The sequence below is a fragment of the Starkeya nomas genome (assembly GCF_902703545.1).
Lineage (GTDB): Bacteria > Pseudomonadota > Alphaproteobacteria > Rhizobiales > Xanthobacteraceae > Ancylobacter > Ancylobacter moscoviensis.
In genome coordinates this window covers 1,923,936-1,941,910 of the sequence record NZ_CACSAS010000001.1, presented here as the reverse complement: position 1 = coordinate 1,941,910, position 17,975 = coordinate 1,923,936, and the positions used below count along the sequence as shown (strand labels likewise).

Genomic DNA, 17,975 nt, shown 5'->3' with positions numbered 1-17,975 from the left:
CTCGCCTCCTCAATGGCCGAGATAGACTTCGATGACCTTGGGGTCCGCCTGGACCTTGGCCATCGAGCCTTCCGACAGGATCTTGCCCTGGTGCAGCACCGTGACTTTGTGGGCGATGTCCTCGACGAACTTCATGTCGTGCTCGATCACGATCACCGAGCGGTTCTTGATGATGGTGTTGAGCAGTTCGGCGGTCTTCTTGCGCTCGGACACGCTCATGCCGGCAACCGGCTCGTCGAGCATGAGGAGTTCCGGGTCCTGGATGAGCAGCATGCCGATCTCCAGCCACTGCTTCTGGCCGTGCGAGAGATATTCGGCGCGCTGGTCGAGCTGGTCGGCGAGGAAGATGGTCTCGGCGATCTCCTGCACCCGCTCCTTCACCGCGGCGTCGCGGCGGAAGGTGAGGGCGCCCGGCACCGAGCGGCCCTTGGGGTAGGAGATTTCCAGGTTCTCGAAGACGGTCAGGTCCTCGTAGATCGACGGGTTCTGGAACTTGCGCCCGACGCCGGCGCGCACGATCTCGTGCTCCTTCATCTTCGTCAGCTCGCGGTCCTTGAAGCGGATCGAGCCGGTGGTCGCCTTGGTGCGGCCGCAGATGAGATCGAGCACCGTCGTCTTGCCGGCGCCGTTGGGGCCGATGATTACGCGGATCTCGTTCTCGTCGACATAGAAGGACAGGTCGTTGACCGCCTTGAAGCCGTCGAAGGAGACGGTCAGCCCTTCAACCGCCAGGACGAAGTCCTTGTTCATGGCATCGGTGATGACAGAGGTGTTCATGGCACCGGCTCCTCTCACTCGGCGGCGGCGGGGGCGGCCGTCCCGGAGGGCGGCGCGGCGGGAGGCGTCGGAGTGGGCGGAGTGGCGGCCGGCGGCGTGGCGGCGGGAGGCGTCGCCGTGCGCTTGGCGGCGCCGCCGAACAGCGGGCCGAGATGCGGGGCGACGTAGGTCTGCCACAGGCCGGCGATGCCGTTCGGGAAGGCCAGCACCACGGCGATGAACAAGCCGCCGAGGCCGAACAGCCAGAGTTCCGGGAAGCTCTCCGAGAAGGAGGTCTTGGCCCAGTTCACCAGCAGCGTGCCGTAGACGGCCCCGAGGATGGACAGGCGCCCGCCGACGGCGGTGTAGATGACCATCTCGATGGAGGGCACGATGCCGACGAAGGAGGGCGACATGAAGCCGACCTGCAGCGTGAACATCGCCCCGCCGATGGCCGACAGGGACGCCGCGAGGCAGAACACGAACACCTTGAAGCTGGCGACGTCGTAGCCGGAGAAGCGCACCCGGTCCTCCTTGTCGCGCATGGCGACGAGGATGCGGCCGAGCTTCGAGGACTTCACGAAATAGGCGACGAGGATGCAGGCCAGCAGCAGGCCGACGCAGACGAAGTAGAGGACCGTCTTGGCGCTGTCGGTGCGGATGTCCCAGCCGTTCAGCGTGCGCAGGTCGGTGATGCCGTTGATGCCGCCGGTATAGCCCTGCTGGCCGATGATCAGGATGGTCATGATCGCGGCGAGCGCCTGGGTGATGATGGCGAAGTACACGCCGCCCACGCGCCGCTTGAACATGGCGAAGCCGACGATGAAGGCGAAGAGGGCCGGCACCAGGATCACCGCGAGAACGGTGAAGCCGAGATTGTGGAACGGCTCCCAGAACCAGGGCAGCGCGGTGATCTGGTTCCAGTCCATGAAGTCCGGAATGCCCGGCGTGGTCTGGATCTTGGTGTTCTCCACGCTGGAGGCTTCCAGCTTGAGGAACATCGCCATGCAGTAGCCGCCGAGCCCGAAGAACACGCCCTGGCCGAGCGAGAGAATGCCGGCATAGCCCCAGCACAGCACGAGGCCGAGCGCCACGAAGGCGTAGGTGAGGTACTTGCCGACGAACTGCAGGCGGAAATTGTCCAGCGCCAGCGGCAGGACGACGACGAGGATGACGGCCAGGACGATGATGCCGATGATATCCTGAGGTCGCAGGAAGAAGGTGCGGCCGGATGATTTGCTCATGTGCGCCTCCTCAGCGACGGACCTTGATGACGAACAGGCCCTGGGGCCGCAGCATCAGGATGATGACCACGCCGAGCAGCGTGAGGACCTTGGCCATCGAGCCGGAGAGGAAGAACTCCAGGGTCGACTGGGCCTGCGAGATGGTGAAGGCGGAGGCGATGGTGCCGAGCAGGCTCTGCGCGCCGCCGAAGACGACGACCAGGAAGGTGTCGACGATGTAGAGCTGGCCGGAGGTCGGGCCGGTCGATCCGATCATGGTGAAGGCCGAGCCGGCGACGCCGGCGATGCCGCAGCCGAGGCCGAAGGTGTAGCGGTCCACCTTCTCGGTATTGATGCCGACGGCGCCGGCCATGACGCGGTTCTGCACCACGGCGCGGACCTGCTTGCCCCAGGCCGACTTGTACATCAGCAGGGCCACGGCGACGGTGATGGCGATGGTGAGGCCCATGACGAACAGGCCGTTGATCTGCACCTCGACCACGTCGGTGACGGGCAGCGATCCCATCATCCAGCCCGGCAGCTCGACGCCGACCTCGCGGGGGCCGAAAACGGAGCGATAGACCTGCTGGAGAATGAGGCTGAGGCCCCAGGTGGCGAGCAGAGTGTCGAGCGGGCGCTTGTAGAGGCGCCGGATCATCAGCCATTCCACCGCCATTCCGAGCGCTCCGGAGGCGAAGAAGGCCAATATCATCGCGATGAAGAAGTAGATGCCGAACAGGGCGGGAATATAATTCAGAAAGAACTGAGATGTGAAATAGGTGACATAGGCGCCGAGGATCATGAACTCGCCGTGCGCCATGTTGATGACGCCCATCTGGCCGAAGATGATGGCCAGACCCAGCGCCATGAGCACGAAGACCGAAAACAGGATAAGGCCGGCGAAGCCTTGCATCAGGAAGATGGAGCTGAGTTCGCTCAGCGAATATTCGGCAAACATTCAGGAATCCCCCGGCGTGCGCGCGTGCGGCGCGGTCTCCGTCAACGGAAAGAGCCCCGGAGAGGGCGAGCCCTCTCCGGGTGGGAGCTTCAGGCGATCACTGGTAGCCCTTCGGGAACGGATCGGGCTCGATGAGGTCGGCGGTCTCGTGAACCAGCTTGAACTGGCCGTCGGCCTGGGCCTGGCCGATACGGGCCTTGGACCACAGGTGATGGTTCGGGTGGATCTTGACGTAACCTTCCGGCGCCTTGGCGAACTCGACATCCACCGATGCTTCGGCAACCTTGTCCACGTCGAAGGACTTGGCCTTCTCCACCGCGGCTTTCCACAGCCAGGGGCCGAGATAGGCAGCCTGGGTGACGTCGCCGATCACCGTCTTGTCGCCCCACATCTTCTTGAATTCGGCGACGAATTCCTTGTTGTTCGGGTTGTCGAGAGACTGGAAGTACTTCATCGAGGAGTAGGCGCCAGCGATGTTCTCGCCGCCGATGCCGTCGATCTCGTCCTCGGTCACCGATATGGTCAGCAGGTTCTGCTTGGAGAGGTCGATGCCGGCGGCCTTCAACTGCTTATAGAACGCGACGTTCGAGCCGCCGACGACCGCGGCGTAGATCACGTCCGGCTTGGTCAGCTTGATCTTGTTGATCACCGAGTTGAACTGGGTGTGGCCGAGCGGGAAGTATTCCTCGCCCACGACCTTGCCACCCAGCTTGTTTTCGATGTGCTTGCGCGCGATCTTCATCGAGGTGCGCGGCCAGATGTAGTCCGAGCCGATCAGATAGAAGCTCTTGGCGCCCTTCTCCTTGTTGACCCAGTCGAGACCGGCGAGGATCTGCTGGGTTGCTTCCTGGCCGGTGTAGATGACGTTCTTGGACTGTTCGAGGCCCTCATAGAAGGTCGGGTAATAGAGAATGCCGTTATACTGCTCGAACACCGGCAGAACCGCCTTGCGCGAGGCCGAGGTCCAGCAGCCGAACACGGCAGCGACCTTGTCGTTGACGAGCAGCTTCTTGGCCTTTTCGGCGAAGGTCGGCCAGTCGGACGCGCCGTCTTCCTGAATGTACTTGATCTGACGGCCGAGTACGCCACCCGACTTGTTGATCTGGTCGATGGCGAGCTTCTCGGCCTGCACCGAGCCGGTTTCCGAAATGGCCATGGTGCCGGTGACGGAATGCAGGATGCCAACCGTGACGTCCGTGTCGGTGACAGCGAGGCCGGTGGTGTTCACGGCCGACGTCGCGAGCGCCTGGGCGAAGGCGGGCGAGGAGAACAGGCCGGAAGATGCCAGAAGAGGCGCCGCCGGAAGCGCCGCCATTCCCATCAGAAGCTTGCGGCGCGTGCTGGAAAATTTATGAGAATTATCGTTATTCGAAGACATGCGATCCCCTCCACGGGTTTGACGTGGCCTCAACAAGCTTAGCGATGTGCTTGCATTGTCAGGATCGTGGTCGGCGATGACGCGATGCAGCAATACGTCGATTGACGTATAGGGGTTTCGGGGGCGCTCCTACACAGTGACGTCGTAGGATGGGAGGCGCGTGTGCGCGCTTCCCGCGTATGTTTTCGCGCGCGCGCGGAAAATAATTACTTTGGTATGCCGGTGTTGCCGATGGACGTCCGCTGCCCGAATTGCGCTCATCTGGGCATTTTTTCATCGTCGGCACGCAAACGCCCGAACTTATACAAGAACCGTTTCGTGTCGTTTGGCCCGTTCGGTGCGCGGTCGACTTGACTGGAACGATTTGTGCTTGATGCACGCCGAGGCGCCGCGGGGACGGGGCCGTCGGTGCAGCGAAAACCAGAAAGTGCCCCGGGAGGGTAAGCGCGAAAGCATGTCAGGCGTCGGCTCGGCGAGGCGGAACCCTATGGCGGCGGAACAAAAGATCGTTCGCGTTCGACGCCGTTACAACCAGTGGGTCGTCAACGAGACGCTGGAAGACTATGCGCTGCGCTTCACCGCCAAGAGCGCGCGCCGCTGGTCGGCGCTGCGGGTGGCCAACACTGCGCTGGGGGCGGTGTCCTTCCTGGCGCTGGAGGCCATCGGCGGGGCCATCACGCTGGCCTACGGCTTCCAGAACGCGGTGGCGGCGATTCTCGTCGTGTGCGCCATCATCTTCGCCGCCGGCCTGCCGATCAGCTATTACGCCGCCAAGTTCGGCGTCGATATCGACCTGCTGACCCGGGGCGCCGGCTTCGGTTATATCGGCTCCACCGTTACCTCGCTGATCTACGCCTCCTTCACCTACCTGTTCTTCGCCATCGAGGCGGCGATCATGGCGCTGGCGCTGGAGATGTGCTTCGGCGTGCCGCTGATGGTCGGCTATTTCATCAGCGCGCTGGTGGTGATCCCGCTGGTGACGCACGGCATCACCTTCATCAGCCGCTTCCAGCTCTGGACCCAGCCGGTCTGGCTGCTGCTGAACCTCATCCCCTTCGTCTTCATCTTCGCGCTCAAGGACGATCCGCTCGCCGGCTGGGTGTCCTATACCGGCCGCTACGGCGCGCCGGACGGCTCCTTCGACTTCGTGCTGTTCGGGGCCGCCACCACGGTGGTCTTCGCGCTGGTGGCGCAGATCGGCGAGCAGGTGGACTTCCTGCGCTTCCTGCCGCGCCGCGCGCCCGGGCGCAGCGAGACGGCGCGCAACGTGCTGTGGTGGGTGGCGTTGCTGAGCGCCGGGCCGGGCTGGATTATCCCCGGCGGCATCAAGATGCTGGCCGGCTCCTTCCTCGCCTATTTCGCGCTCACGCAGGGCGTGCCTTTCCTGCACGCGGCCGAGCCGACCCAGATGTACCTGCTGGCGTTCAGGACGGTGTTCACCCCGGAGGTGGCGCTGGCCTTCACCGGCGTCTTCGTCATCCTCGCCCAGCTCAAGATCAACGTGACGAACTCCTATGCGGGCTCGATCGCCTGGTCGAACTTCTTCTCCCGGCTCACCCACAGCCACCCCGGCCGGGTGGTCTGGCTGGTGTTCAACGTCACCATCGCGCTGATGCTGATGGCGCTCGGCATCTACAAGGTGCTGGAGCAGATCCTCGGCCTTTACGCCATCGTCGCGGTGGCCTGGGTGGCGGCGCTGGTGGCGGACCTCGTGGTCAACAAGCCGATGGGCTGGAGTCCGCCGGGCATCGAGTTCAAGCGGGCGCATCTCTACGACATCAACCCGGTCGGCGTCGGCGCGGTGCTGGCGGGCACGCTGATCGGCGTCATCGCCTTTTCCGGCTTCTTCGGGCCGACGGTGAAGGTGTTCGCCCCCTTCGTGGCGCTGGGCGTGTCCTTCGTGGCGGCGGCGGGCATCGCCTTCGCCACGCAGGGCCGCTACTACATCGCCCGGCGCACCAACAAGAACTGGGACAGTCGCCACACGCTCAAGTGCTGCATCTGCGAGCACAAGTTCGAGCCGGAGGACATGGCGCATTGTCCGGTCTATGCCGGGCCGATCTGCTCGCTGTGCTGCTCGCTCGACGCGCGCTGCCATGACCGCTGCAAGGAGGATGCGCGCTTTCCCGACCAGATACTGGCGGCCCTGCGCGCCACCCTGCCGACCTGGATGGTGGCGCAGATCAATTCGCGCATCGGCCATTACATCGGCGTGCTCTCACTGCTGGCGCTGGTGATCGGCGGCATATTGGGCGTCATCTATTTCCAGGCGACCTTCGCACCGGCGGCCGAGCGCGAGGCGGTCGGCAGCGTGCTGTTCACGCTCTACTTCATCCTGCTCATCATCGCCGGCGTTGCCGCCTGGCTGTTCGTGCTGGCGCAGGAGAGCCGGCGCGTCGCGCAGGAGGAGAGCAACCGTCAGACCGCGCTGCTGATGCGCGAGATCGAGGCGCACAAGCGCACCGACGCCAAGCTGCAGAAGGCGAAGGAGGCGGCCGAGGCGGCGAACCTCGCCAAGAGCCGCTACGTCGTCGGCATCAGCCACGAGCTGCGCACGCCACTCAACGCTATCCTCGGCTACGCCCAGCTACTGGAGCGCGACACTTCCATCCCACCCCACCGCCGCGACGCCATCCGCGTGGTGCGCCGCTCCGCCGAACACTTGTCCGGCCTCATCGACGGGCTGCTGGACATCTCCAAGATCGAGGCCGGGCGGCTGCACCTCACCCGCGACGAGGTGCGCATCGGCGACTTCCTCGACCAGCTCGTCGACATGTTCCGCCTTCAGGCGACCGCCAAGGGCATCGACTTCGTCTATGTGCGGCCCGAGCGGCTGCCGGCGGTGGTCTATACCGACGAAAAGCGTCTGCGGCAGATCCTCATCAACCTGCTATCCAATGCGATCAAGTTCACCAGTAGCGGACGGGTAGCGCTACGCGTTGGCTACAAGAGCCAGGTGGCCGAATTCGAGATCGAAGACAGCGGCATCGGCATTCCGGCGGCGGACCACAAGCGCATCTTCGAGCCCTTCGAACGGGGTGAGCGGGCGGGCACCTATTCGACCGCCGGCATCGGTCTCGGGTTGACCATCACCAAGCTGCTCACCGAGATCATGGGCGGGGAAATCTCTCTGTCCTCAACGCCTGGCGAGGGGAGCATCTTCCGCGTGAAGATGATGCTGTCGGAGGTGACCAACCCCTCCCGCCTCGGCCCGATCCAGCACCGCAACATCGCCGGCTACACCGGCCCGCGCCGCACCGTGCTGGTCGCCGACGACGATGCCGCCCATCGCGACCTGATGCATGAACTGCTCGTTCCGCTCGGTTTCACCGTGCTCGCCGCTACCGATGGGATACAGGCGCTCGACATGGTCCGCGAATGGACCCCCGATCTTTTGCTGCTCGACATTTCGATGCCGGGGCTTAGTGGCTGGGAGGTCGCGCGACAGTTGCGCGACGAGGGTTTCGCCAAGTTGCGCATCATCATGATCTCCGCCAATGCCGGGGAAATCCACGGCGACGGGCTTGCCCAGCATGACGACCATCTGGTGAAGCCGGTGCATCTGCGCACGCTGCTGGAGAAGATGGCGGCGCTGCTCGATCTCGAATGGGTCGGCGAGGCGGAACTCGTGGCGCGGGCGGTGGAGGAGGCGGTGCCGGCGGGTGCCCTGCGCGCGCCCTCGGGCGTCCATATCGACGATCTCGTGAAGCTCGGCGAGATCGGCTATGTGCGCGGAATCCAGGCCAAGCTGACCGAGATCGAGGGCGCCTCGCCCGACAACAAGGCGTTCGTCTCGCACATGCGCGACCTGATGGAAACCTTCGACCTGAAACAATACATGGCTGTCCTGGAGGCGTTGCGCAGCAATGATGCATAGCGTGGAGCGCCGAGACATCGTCCTCGTGGTGGACGATTCGCCGGAGACCCTCAGTCTCCTCACCGATGCGCTGGAGGCGGCCGGCGCCACGGTACTGGTCGCGGTGGAGGGGGCCAACGCCCTCGCTCTCGTCGAGCGCATCACCCCGGACGTGATCCTGATGGACGCGGTCATGCCCGGCATGGACGGCTTCGAGACCTGCCGCCTGCTGAAGCGCAACAAGTCGGTCGCCCATGTGCCGGTGATCTTCATGACCGGCCTGTCGGAGACCGAACAGATCGTGAAGGGGCTGGAGGCGGGCGGCGTCGACTATGTGACGAAGCCGATCTCGCCGGACGAGCTGATCGCCCGCATCCGGGTGCATCTCGCCAATGCGCGCCAGACCCACAGTGCCCGGGCGGCGCTCGACGCGGCGGGCCGCTACCTGCTCTCCGCGACGCGCGAGGGGAAGGTGTTGTGGTCGACGCCGCAGGCGACGGCGCTGCTGACCTCGATCACCGTCTCGCCGCCCGGCGACAGCCTGGTGCTGCCGGAGCCTGTGCAGCGCTGGCTGGAGGGGCGCAAGGGCGAGGCCGTCTCGGCGCCGGATACCATCGAGCTCCCGGTGGAGGGCACGCCGCGCCGGCTCAAGCTCTCCTATGTCGGCCAGATCGGCCCCGAGGAACTGCTGCTGCGCATCGTCGAGGACGAGGGGCTGTCGCCCGAGCAGGTGCTGAAAGCCAAGCTCAACCTTACCGTGCGTGAGGCGGAGGTCCTGATGTGGCTGGCACGGGGCAAGGCGAACCGCGACATCGGCGAGATCCTCGGCCTCTCACCGCGCACGGTGAACAAGCATCTGGAGCAGGTTTACGCCAAGATCGGCGTGGAGAACCGCGCGGCCGCGACCGCGCTGGCGGTGACGGCGCTCACCTCGAAATAGCCCAACCCTTCATAGAACGTCACGTGAGCGAAGGGTGGCGTGGTCCGTGGATCACGCCACCCTTCGTCATGTCGTGGCGCGCGTCGTGCCCATATCCGGAAACCAGTACCGGGGCTGAGGCGCGCGCAATTCATGACAAGATAATAATATTTTGAAAGTGACATCAAAAAGATATGAAAAAATTTCAAATTTCTTGCTTTATGGGTAACGGAGTCTAAATTCCCCCGCCAATCCGCGTCAGACGGGGGAATGAAGATGACGATTCGGAAACGTGTTCTGGTGGGGTGTGCTGGCCTCCTGGCGGGGACTGTTTTGCTGGGCAGCCTGGCCGTTGCGCAGCCGCGCTGGGCAGGCAGCGATCTGCAGGGGGCAGTCGACCGCACCTGCATTGTGGAGATCGGCGCCTCAGCTGGCCGGCTCGAACTGCAGAACCTCTGCTACAACCCCAGGGCGGTGCGCATCAGCTGGGGCGACGGGCGCTTCGTCGACTATTGCTTCAACAGCAGCGGTGATGTGCGCTTCGTGGCCAAGCTGTCCGACAGCTACCGGCTCGTGCGCGAGCAGGACATTCTGCTCTGCCAGTGACATGTGCCCGTCGCCGACGGGACCCATCGATGAACGATAAACCGCCATCCGCCTGACCGCGGGTGGCGGTTTCCGTTTTGACGCTCAGTCCGCCGGGCCCTCGCCGGTCGGGACGAGCCGATCGAGCTCGTCATCGGTGAAGAGACGAGAGCGGGTGAGAAACCGCACGTCGCGCCCGTTCTCGAGGCTGAACATGCCGCCGCGTCCTGGCACGACATCGATGATCAGCTGGGTGTGCTTCCAGTAATCGAACTGCGACGGGCTCATGTAGAACGGCGCGCCGCCGATCTCGCCCATCCGCACGTCTCGATCGCCGACGATGTAGTCGCCCTGCGGGTAGCACATGGGCGAGGAGCCGTCGCAGCAGCCGCCGGACTGATGGAACAGCAGCGGGCCGTAATCGGCGGTGAGCGTGGCGATCAGCTTCAGCGCCGCGTCGGTCGCGAGAACACGGGGAACGGTGCCGATGGCAGCGCGGGGATCGGCCGTGATGACGTCGGTCATGGTGTCCTCCCGGGAGGCGCCGCGCCGCCGGGTATCCCGGCGTTTCAGCATATGGCGGTTGGGCCGTTCTGATGCGGCCTTGTGCTTGCGAAGATGTGCCGCGCCGTCCCGGTGATCAAGGCCGGAAGGCGCGGCACGCTTTCGTTCCGCCGGTCAGGCGGCGATGTCGAGCACGATGCGGCCGTCGATCTTGCCGGCATGCATGCGCGCGAAGATGTCGTTGATGTCTTCGAGCTTGCTCCGCTCGACGGTAGCCTGAACCTTGCCGTCGGCAGCGAAGTCGAGCGACTCCTGCAGGTCCAGCCGCGTGCCGACGATGGAGCCGCGCACCGTGGTGCCGTTCAGCACCATGTCGAAGATCGGCAGCTCGAAGGCGCCGGGCGGCAGCCCGTTCGCCACCAGCGTGCCGCCACGGCGCATCATGCCGAGCGCCTGCTCGAAGGCCTTGGGCGAGACGGCGGTGACGAGCACGCCATGGGCGCCGCCGATTTCCTTCTTCAGCACCGCGACCGGATCCTGCTCGCGCACATTGACGGTGACGCTGGCGCCGAGCTTGCGGGCGAGATCGAGCTTGTCCTCGGCGACGTCGACCGCCGCCACGTTGAGGCCCATGGCCCTGGCATACTGCACCGCCATGTGGCCGAGCCCGCCGACGCCGGAGATCACCACCCAGTCGCCGGGCTTGGTGTCGGTCATCTTCAGGCCCTTGTAGACCGTGACGCCGGCGCACAGTACCGGGGCGATCTCGACGAAGCCGACATTGGCGGGCAGGTGCCCGACATAGTTGGGATCGGCGATGACGTAGTCGGCAAAGCCGCCATTGACCGAGTAGCCGGTGTTCTTCTGCTCCTCGCACAGCGTCTCCCAGCCACCGAGGCAGTGGGCGCAGTGGCCGCAGGCGGTGTAGAGCCACGGCACGCCGACGCGGTCGCCTTCCTTCACATGCTTGACGCCACGGCCGACGCCGGAGACGTAGCCCACGCCCTCATGACCGGGGATGAAGGGAGGGTTCGGCTTCACCGGCCAGTCGCCTTCGGCGGCGTGCAGGTCGGTGTGGCAGACGCCGGAAGCCTGGATCCGGACCTGGATCTCGCCCGGGCCGGGCTCGGGGACCGGCACATCCTCGATGACGAGGGGCTTGCCGAATTCACGCACCACAGCGGCCTTCATGGTCTTGGTCATGTGTCTTCTCACCTCCGCTTCGCCGACGCCGGATGCGCCGGCCGAACATGAAAACGGCGGGACGGAGGCTGGTCCGTCCCGCCGGGTATCGTGTCACATCGCGATGTCGGCGGCTCAGAAGAAGCCGAGCTTCTTCGGGCTGTAGCTGACCAGCATGTTCTTGGTCTGCTGGTAGTGGTCGAGCATCATCTTGTGGTTCTCGCGGCCGATACCGGACTGCTTGTAGCCGCCGAAGGCCGCGTGGGCGGGATAAGCGTGGTAGCAGTTCGTCCACACGCGGCCCGCCTGGATGGCGCGGCCGAAGCGGTAGGCGCGGTTGCCGTCGCGGGTCCACACGCCGGCGCCGAGGCCGTAAAGCGTGTCGTTGGCGATGGAGAGCGCGTCGTCATCATCCTTGAAGGTGGTCACGGACACGACCGGCCCGAAGATCTCCTCCTGGAAGATGCGCATCTTGTTGGTGCCCTTGAACACGGTCGGCTTCACGTAGTAGCCGCCGGCAAGGTCGCCGCCGAAAGTGTTGCGCTCGCCGCCGGTGAGCACCTGGGCGCCCTCCTGCTTGCCGATGTCGATGTAGGACAGGATCTTGTCGAGCTGCTCGGAGGAGGCCTGGGCGCCGATCATCGTCGCCGGGTCGAGCGGCGAGCCCTGCACGATGGCCTCGACGCGCTTCAGCGCCTTTTCCATGAAGCGATCATAGATGCTCTCCTGGATCAGGGCGCGGCTCGGGCAGGTGCAGACCTCGCCCTGGTTGAGCGCGAACATGACGAAGCCTTCGATCGCCTTGTCGAAGAAGTCGTCGTCCTCGGCCACCACGTCCTTGAAGAAGATGTTCGGCGACTTGCCGCCCAGCTCCAGCGTGACGGGGATGAGGTTCTGGCTGGCATACTGCATGATCAGCCGGCCCGTCGTCGTCTCGCCGGTGAAGGCGATCTTGGCGATGCGCGGCGAGGAGGCGAGCGGCTTGCCCGCTTCGAGGCCGAAGCCGTTGACGACGTTGAGCACGCCCGGCGGCAGCAGGTCGGCGATGAGCTCGACCAGCACGAGGATGCTCGCGGGGGTCTGTTCCGCCGGCTTCAGCACCACGCAGTTGCCGGCGGCGAGCGCCGGGGCCAGCTTCCACACCGCCATCAGGACGGGGAAGTTCCACGGGATGATCTGGCCGACCACGCCCAGAGGCTCATGGAAGTGATAGGCGATGGTGTCGTGGTCGATCTCGCTGATACCGCCTTCCTGCGCACGCACGGCGCCGGCGAAATAGCGGAAATGGTCGATGGCGAGCGGCATGTCGGCGGCCGTCGTCTCGCGGATCGGCTTGCCATTGTCCCAGGTCTCGGCCAAAGCGAGGAGGTCGAGGTTCTCCTCCATGCGGTCGGCGATCTTGTTGAGGATCAGCGCGCGTTCGGCGGCCGAGGTCTTGCCCCAGGCGTCCTTGGCGGCGTGGGCGGCGTCGAGCGCCTTCTCGATATCGTCCTTGTCGGAGCGGGCGACTTCGCAGATCTTCCCGCCGGTGATCGGCGAGGTGTTGTCGAAATAGCGGCCGGCGACCGGCTCGACGAACTTGCCGCCGATGAAGTTCCCGTAACGGGCCTTGAACGGCGACTGCTTGGTGATGGCGATTTCTGGTTTGTTCATATGATCCTCCCAGGCTGGGAGTCTCAAGATTGCACCGGGCGTGCCATGCTTATGCGGCAATGCACAAAATCGTCGTTGCGGCACGGGAAAATATTGAAATTGTTTGGATTGCCCCTGTACTCGCGGCGGCTTGAAGATGAAGCCGATGGACGCGGCCGGAAAACTTGGTAGAAACTGTCGGAAAGAACAACAAGACCTGCGACATGTGTGGCATTTTGCAACACTCCGGGAGGATCGCATGCGCTACGAGGTCTCGCCTCGCGCCGTACTCGCGGCGCGCAAGCAGTTCTTCCAGCACGGCCGGCCCGAGCGGCCGCTGAACGCGCTGGTATCGGAACCGATCCTGCGCTCCTGGCAGCGTTGCGCCGATCAGGGGCTCGACAGCGCCGCCCTGCCGCGTCTGGAGCCCTTGACCGCGCACGAGCTCCGCGCCATCGCCGAGCGGCACGAGAGGCTGCGCCGGCTGTGCCGCCCGGAGATCGAGAGCCTTTATGCCGACGCCATGCAGACCGGCTGCGTGGTTGTGCTCACGGATGCGGAGGGGCTGATCCTCGACGCGCTCGGCAACGCCGATTTCGCCGCGCGGGCGGCGCAGGTGGCGCTGCGCCCCGGCGTGTTGTGGGGGGAGAGTTCGACCGGCACCAACGCGGTCGGCACGGCGCTGGTGGAGGGACGGCCCATCGCCGTTCACGGCGGCGAACACTATTACGACCCGCACGGCATATTGAGCTGTTCGGCGGCGCCGATCCTCGACCCCTACGGCCAGACGGTGGGCGCGCTCGACCTGTCCGGTCCGGCGGCGGTGGACCATCGGCACGCCCTGGGGCTGGTGCGCATGGCGGTGGCGCAGATCGAGCACCGCTTCTTCGACGAGGATTTCGCCGGGCGCCGCATCCTGCGCCTCCAGTCCGACCGGGCGCTGCTCGGCACGGCGCGCGAGGGCGTGCTGGTGTTCGAGGACGACCGGCTGGTGGCGGCGAACCGCACCGGCCTCGGCCTCGTCGGCGCCGACTGGTCGGCGCTCGGCGAGAGGCAGGCGGGAGAACTGCTGGACCATCTGCCGCGCCCGGATGGCGAGGCGCATGCGCTGCGCGGGGCGGACGGCAGCGCACTCTATGCGCGGTTCGACGCGGGACCGGCGATACGGCAGACCGTCGTCCCGGCGCCGCGTCCGCTCCGGCGCGTGGAGGGGCCTCTGCTCGGGGCGGCCGAACGCGAGGCGCTGGCCCGCGCGGTGCGCATGGTGGCGGCGGACGTTCCGGTGCTGATCCGCGGCGAAACCGGCACCGGGAAGGAGCTGGCGGCGCGGGAGGTGCATCGGCTGAGCGCGCGCGCCGAGGGGCCTTTCGTCGCCGTGAACTGCGCGGCGATTCCCGAGACGCTGATCGAGTCCGAGCTGTTCGGCTATGAGGAGGGGGCCTTCACCGGGGCGCGGCGTTCCGGCCGGCGGGGCCTGCTGCGCGAGGCCGATGGTGGCGTCCTGTTCCTTGACGAGATCGGCGACATGCCTCTGTCGCTGCAGTCCCGCCTGCTGCGGGTGCTGCAGGAGCGGGAAGTCGCCCCGCTTGGCGGCGGCAAGCCGGTGAAGGTCGATTTCGCGCTCGTCTGTGCCACCCATCGTGACTTGCGGGCGCTGGTGGAGGCCGGCAGCTTCCGCCAGGATCTGTATTTCCGCATCGCCCATTACACGGTGGAACTGCCGCCGCTGCGTGCCATGGAAGATCGGGGCGGCATCGTGCGCGCGCTATGGCGCCGTCTCGTCGATGACGAGCGGCTGACGCTGGCGGAAGGATGCGAGGCGCGCCTTGCCGCCTATGGCTGGCCGGGCAATTTTCGCCAGCTGGCCGGCACGCTCCGGGCGCTGGCGGCGCTGGCTGAGCCCTTCCTGCCGGTGGAGGAGGCGATGCTGCCGCCCGACATCGTCGCCGCGCCGGCCCTGTCCGTACCGGCGGAGGCGACGCTGGATGCGCTGACCGTGGAAGCGATGCGGCGCGCGCTCGATGCCTGCGGGGGCAATGTCTCTCAGGCGGCGCGCAAGCTCGGCATCAACCGTTCGACCCTGTACCGCCGCTTGTTCCACGCCTGAGGCGCGCGCGAGCGGAACCGTGCGGGATGAGCCGTTGGCCGATGATGATCCGTGCCACTGAGGCGGTCAGGCTGCTGAAGGCGCGGTTGCCGCCGCCATTCAGAGCTCGGTCGGCTCGGGGTCCTGCTCGGGCGGGCCGGGGTTTCCCTCGATCCGGTCGCGATAGACCGAGGCGCGGGCGAGCAGCATCAGCGTCACCGGCGTGGTGATGGTGACGAAGAGGGCTATGAGCACTTCGTGCACCAGCGGCCGGCTCTGCAGCACGGAAAAGCAGATCATCGAGCCGATGAGGATCGACCCGGTGCCGAGCGTGGCGCCGAGCGAGGGCGCGTGCAGGCGCGCGTAGAAATCCGGCAGCCGCCACAGGCCGATGGAGCCGATGAGCGTGACGAGCGCCCCGACGACGATGAAGAAAGAGACCAGCAGCGCCGCCCAGAGCGGCAGGTCGGGTGCCTCGCTCATTCGATCACCTCGCCACGCATGAGGAACTTGGCGAGGGCTACCGTGCCGACGAAGCCGAGCAGGCCGATGATCAGCGCTGCCTCGAAATAGAGAGTCGTGCCGCTGCGGATGCCGAGCGTGAGCAGCATCAGCATGGCGTTCACATAGAAGGTGTCGAGGCCGATGATGCGGTCCTGGGCACGCGGGCCGCGGATGAAGCGCAGCGCCGCGAACGCCATGGCGAAGGCCAGCAGCACCTGTGCCGCCGTGATCGACCAGCCGAGGATCATCGCGCTCATTCGAAGATCTCCATCAGCAGGGACTCGTAGCGCTGCTTGATGATGCGCGCCCACTGCTTCTCGTCGACGAGGTCGAGCACGTGCAGCATCAGGACGCGGCTTGCCGGATCGTAATGCACCCACTGGGTGCCCGGCGTGCAGGTCATCACGATGGCGAGGATAGCAAGGCCGTAGCGGTTCGTAAGATCGAGCCGCAGGCTCATGAAGCCGGCATGGGTGCGCCGCTCGTCGCTGCCGAGGATGATGCTGCCGACCGCGACGTTCGAGCGGAACACGTCGACGAAGACCCGTCCGGCAAGGCGCATCGCCGCCACCGGCCGGCGCAGCCCGGTCGGCGGCGGATCGAGCGCCACCATCAGCCAGCAGCCGCCGAAGGCGACGATGGTGCCGAGCAGAATCTGGCCGGGCGACAGGCTCTGCATCAACAGCAGCCACATCGCCAGCAGGGCGAGGAAGAGCAGGGGGTAGGGCAGGACGCGCTTGAGGGCGGTCATGGCGCGCCTCCCGTGGCGGGCTGCCCGGCGGGCGCGGCACCGGCCGGCTTGGTGCCAAGCACCTCGCGGGCATATTCGCTCGGCCAGTAAAGGATCTGCGCCGTCGATTCCATGTAGCGCATCGTCGGTCCGCCCATCACCGTCATGGTGGCGCACAGGAAGAGCAGGGCTCCGATGGGGATCGCCTCGATGGCCCGCACACGGGGGATCTCGTTCTCCGCCGGCATCCACAGCGTGCGGATGCCGTTGCGCGTCATGGCAATCAGCGTGGCGAGGCCGGAGGCCACCACCAGCGCGACGAAGGCCCAATGCGCTGCGTCGATATCGCCGGCCTCGTTCATCACGGCCGAGAGCATGGCGAACTTGGCGATGAAGCCCGACAGCGGCGGCAGGCCGGCGAGCAGTGCCGTGCAGGCGACGAAGGCGCCGCCCAGCACCGCGATGGTGGCCGGGATGGCGACGCCGACCTCCTCGTCCTCGTCCGCGATGTCCTCCTCGGGATCGCCGAAGATCTCCAGCGTCACGGCCAGCACGTCGGCACCGGCGGCCTGGCCGCGTTCGATCAGCTCGACCAGCAGGAAATAGGCGCTGATCGCCAAGGTGGAGGTCGCCAGATAATAGAGGGCGCCGGAAATCACCGCGCTGTTGCCGGTGCCGATGGCCGCCAGCAGCGTGCCGGACGACACGAGCACCGCATAGCCGCCAAGGCGTTGCATCGACTGTGAGGCGAGCACGCCGATGCCGCCGAAGGCGATGGTGGCCATGCCGCCATAATAGAGCCAGAGGCCCCCGAAATCCTCCGATGCGCCTGCCTCGTCGCCGAAGCACAGCAGGAACAGGCGCATGATCACGTAGATGCCGACCTTGGTCATGATGGCGAACATGGCCGCGACCGGTGCGCAGGCGGCGGCATAGGTGGTCGGCAGCCAGAAGCTGAGCGGCCACATGCCGGCCTTCACGAGGAAGGCAATGCCGAGCACGGCCGCGCCCGCCTCCATCAAGACCCGCGACTGGGGCGCCAGCGTCGGTACCACACGGCTGAGATCGGCCATGTTGAGGGTGCCGGTGACGCCGTAGATCAGGCTTACGCCGATCAGGAAGAGCGAGGAGGCGATGAGATTGATCGGGATGTAATGCAGGCCCGCCCGCACACGGGCGGTGCCCGAGCCATGCAGCACCAGCCCGTAGGAGGCGGCGAGCAGGATCTCGAAGAAGACGAAGAGGTTGAACAGGTCGCCGGTGAGGAAGGCGCCGTTAAGCCCCATGAGCAGCAGCAGGAACAGCGTGTAGAAGCGTGGTCCCGCATTGTGCCAGCGCGCCATGGCGAAAAGCAGCGTCGCGCTGCCCAGCACGGCGGTGAGCAGCAGCATCAGCGCGGCGAGCCGATCGACCACCAGGACGATGCCGAAGGGCGGGGGCCAGTTGCCGAGCGGGTAGACGAACATCGTCGACCAGCGCTCGTCGCTCGGCGTGTTCACCATGACGAACAGGGTGATCGCGACGGCGAGCAGGGCGAGCACCGTGGCCAGGCTCAGCGACATCTTGAACAGACGCCGGCGCTCGTCGAACAGCAGCATGAAGGCGCCCACCGCCAGCGGCAGCAGGATGGGCAGGATGGCGAGGTGTTCGACGGCGGGCATC

General features: G+C 65.9%; 15 protein-coding genes. 4 read left to right on the top strand and 11 right to left on the bottom strand.

What is annotated here, in order from left to right; all coding sequences use genetic code 11:
- Nucleotides 1–9: 9 nt before the first annotated feature.
- From urtD to urtA, 4 genes are all read right to left on the bottom strand, one after another.
- Nucleotides 10–777: an urea ABC transporter ATP-binding protein UrtD gene (urtD, locus tag STARVERO_RS09300; RefSeq protein WP_144342298.1), complete on the bottom strand. Its 768-nt coding sequence runs from the start codon at nucleotides 775–777 to the stop codon at nucleotides 10–12.
- Between the two features lie 14 nt (nucleotides 778–791).
- Nucleotides 792–2,000: an urea ABC transporter permease subunit UrtC gene (gene urtC, locus STARVERO_RS09295; RefSeq protein ID WP_159598644.1), complete on the bottom strand. Its 1,209-nt coding sequence runs from the start codon at nucleotides 1,998–2,000 to the stop codon at nucleotides 792–794.
- Nucleotides 2,001–2,010: 10 nt separating this feature from the next.
- Complete coding sequence (urtB, locus tag STARVERO_RS09290) at nucleotides 2,011–2,937, bottom strand: urea ABC transporter permease subunit UrtB (protein WP_144342300.1); 927 nt, start codon at nucleotides 2,935–2,937, stop codon at nucleotides 2,011–2,013.
- Nucleotides 2,938–3,034: 97 nt separating this feature from the next.
- Complete coding sequence (urtA, locus tag STARVERO_RS09285; protein ID WP_144342301.1) at nucleotides 3,035–4,315, bottom strand: urea ABC transporter substrate-binding protein; 1,281 nt, start codon at nucleotides 4,313–4,315, stop codon at nucleotides 3,035–3,037.
- A gap of 487 nt (nucleotides 4,316–4,802) precedes the next feature.
- Between urtA and STARVERO_RS09280 the strand changes: the two genes are divergently transcribed.
- The 3 genes from STARVERO_RS09280 to STARVERO_RS09270 all read left to right on the top strand — a co-directional run bounded on the left by STARVERO_RS09280 (nucleotide 4,803) and on the right by STARVERO_RS09270 (nucleotide 9,696).
- Complete coding sequence (locus STARVERO_RS09280) at nucleotides 4,803–8,192, top strand: hybrid sensor histidine kinase/response regulator (protein ID WP_159598643.1); 3,390 nt, start codon at nucleotides 4,803–4,805, stop codon at nucleotides 8,190–8,192.
- A complete protein-coding gene (locus STARVERO_RS09275) occupies nucleotides 8,182–9,111 on the top strand; it encodes a response regulator transcription factor (RefSeq protein ID WP_144342303.1) in 930 nt (309 codons plus the stop codon). Before STARVERO_RS09280 ends, STARVERO_RS09275 begins: the two co-directional genes overlap by 11 nt.
- A gap of 249 nt (nucleotides 9,112–9,360) precedes the next feature.
- The gene (locus STARVERO_RS09270; RefSeq protein WP_144342304.1) at nucleotides 9,361–9,696 is read left to right on the top strand and encodes a hypothetical protein; all 336 of its coding nucleotides are present in this window, start codon (nucleotides 9,361–9,363) and stop codon (nucleotides 9,694–9,696) included.
- Between the two features lie 84 nt (nucleotides 9,697–9,780).
- Here the strand turns inward: STARVERO_RS09270 and STARVERO_RS09265 are convergent, their stop codons facing one another.
- The 3 genes from STARVERO_RS09265 to adh form a co-directional block, all read right to left on the bottom strand.
- Nucleotides 9,781–10,200 (bottom strand): DUF779 domain-containing protein, encoded by a 420-nt coding sequence (locus STARVERO_RS09265; protein WP_159598642.1) that lies wholly within the window; start codon nucleotides 10,198–10,200, stop codon nucleotides 9,781–9,783.
- Nucleotides 10,201–10,353: 153 nt separating this feature from the next.
- Nucleotides 10,354–11,382, bottom strand: coding sequence for an alcohol dehydrogenase AdhP (gene adhP, locus STARVERO_RS09260; RefSeq protein WP_159598641.1), 1,029 nt, complete (start codon nucleotides 11,380–11,382; stop codon nucleotides 10,354–10,356).
- A 114-nt stretch (nucleotides 11,383–11,496) separates the two neighbouring features.
- Nucleotides 11,497–13,014 (bottom strand): aldehyde dehydrogenase, encoded by a 1,518-nt coding sequence (adh, locus tag STARVERO_RS09255; RefSeq protein WP_144342307.1) that lies wholly within the window; start codon nucleotides 13,012–13,014, stop codon nucleotides 11,497–11,499.
- Between the two features lie 238 nt (nucleotides 13,015–13,252).
- On the opposite strand from adh, the gene STARVERO_RS09250 reads away from it, so the two are divergent.
- Nucleotides 13,253–15,100: a sigma-54-dependent Fis family transcriptional regulator gene (locus tag STARVERO_RS09250; RefSeq protein ID WP_144342308.1), complete on the top strand. Its 1,848-nt coding sequence runs from the start codon at nucleotides 13,253–13,255 to the stop codon at nucleotides 15,098–15,100.
- A 99-nt stretch (nucleotides 15,101–15,199) separates the two neighbouring features.
- Here the strand turns inward: STARVERO_RS09250 and mnhG are convergent, their stop codons facing one another.
- The 4 genes from mnhG to STARVERO_RS09230 are packed head-to-tail and all read right to left on the bottom strand — an operon-like array spanning nucleotide 15,200 to nucleotide 17,974.
- Nucleotides 15,200–15,562: a monovalent cation/H(+) antiporter subunit G gene (gene mnhG, locus STARVERO_RS09245; protein WP_144342309.1), complete on the bottom strand. Its 363-nt coding sequence runs from the start codon at nucleotides 15,560–15,562 to the stop codon at nucleotides 15,200–15,202.
- Nucleotides 15,559–15,840, bottom strand: a complete 282-nt coding sequence (locus tag STARVERO_RS09240) for a K+/H+ antiporter subunit F (protein WP_159598640.1) — start codon at nucleotides 15,838–15,840, stop codon at nucleotides 15,559–15,561. The genes mnhG and STARVERO_RS09240 overlap by 4 nt, the downstream gene beginning before the upstream one ends.
- Nucleotides 15,837–16,334: a Na+/H+ antiporter subunit E gene (locus STARVERO_RS09235; RefSeq protein ID WP_144342311.1), complete on the bottom strand. Its 498-nt coding sequence runs from the start codon at nucleotides 16,332–16,334 to the stop codon at nucleotides 15,837–15,839. Before STARVERO_RS09235 ends, STARVERO_RS09240 begins: the two co-directional genes overlap by 4 nt.
- A complete protein-coding gene (locus STARVERO_RS09230) occupies nucleotides 16,331–17,974 on the bottom strand; it encodes a monovalent cation/H+ antiporter subunit D (RefSeq protein ID WP_418655048.1) in 1,644 nt (547 codons plus the stop codon). Before STARVERO_RS09230 ends, STARVERO_RS09235 begins: the two co-directional genes overlap by 4 nt.
- Between the last annotated feature and the right edge of the window lies 1 nt (nucleotide 17,975).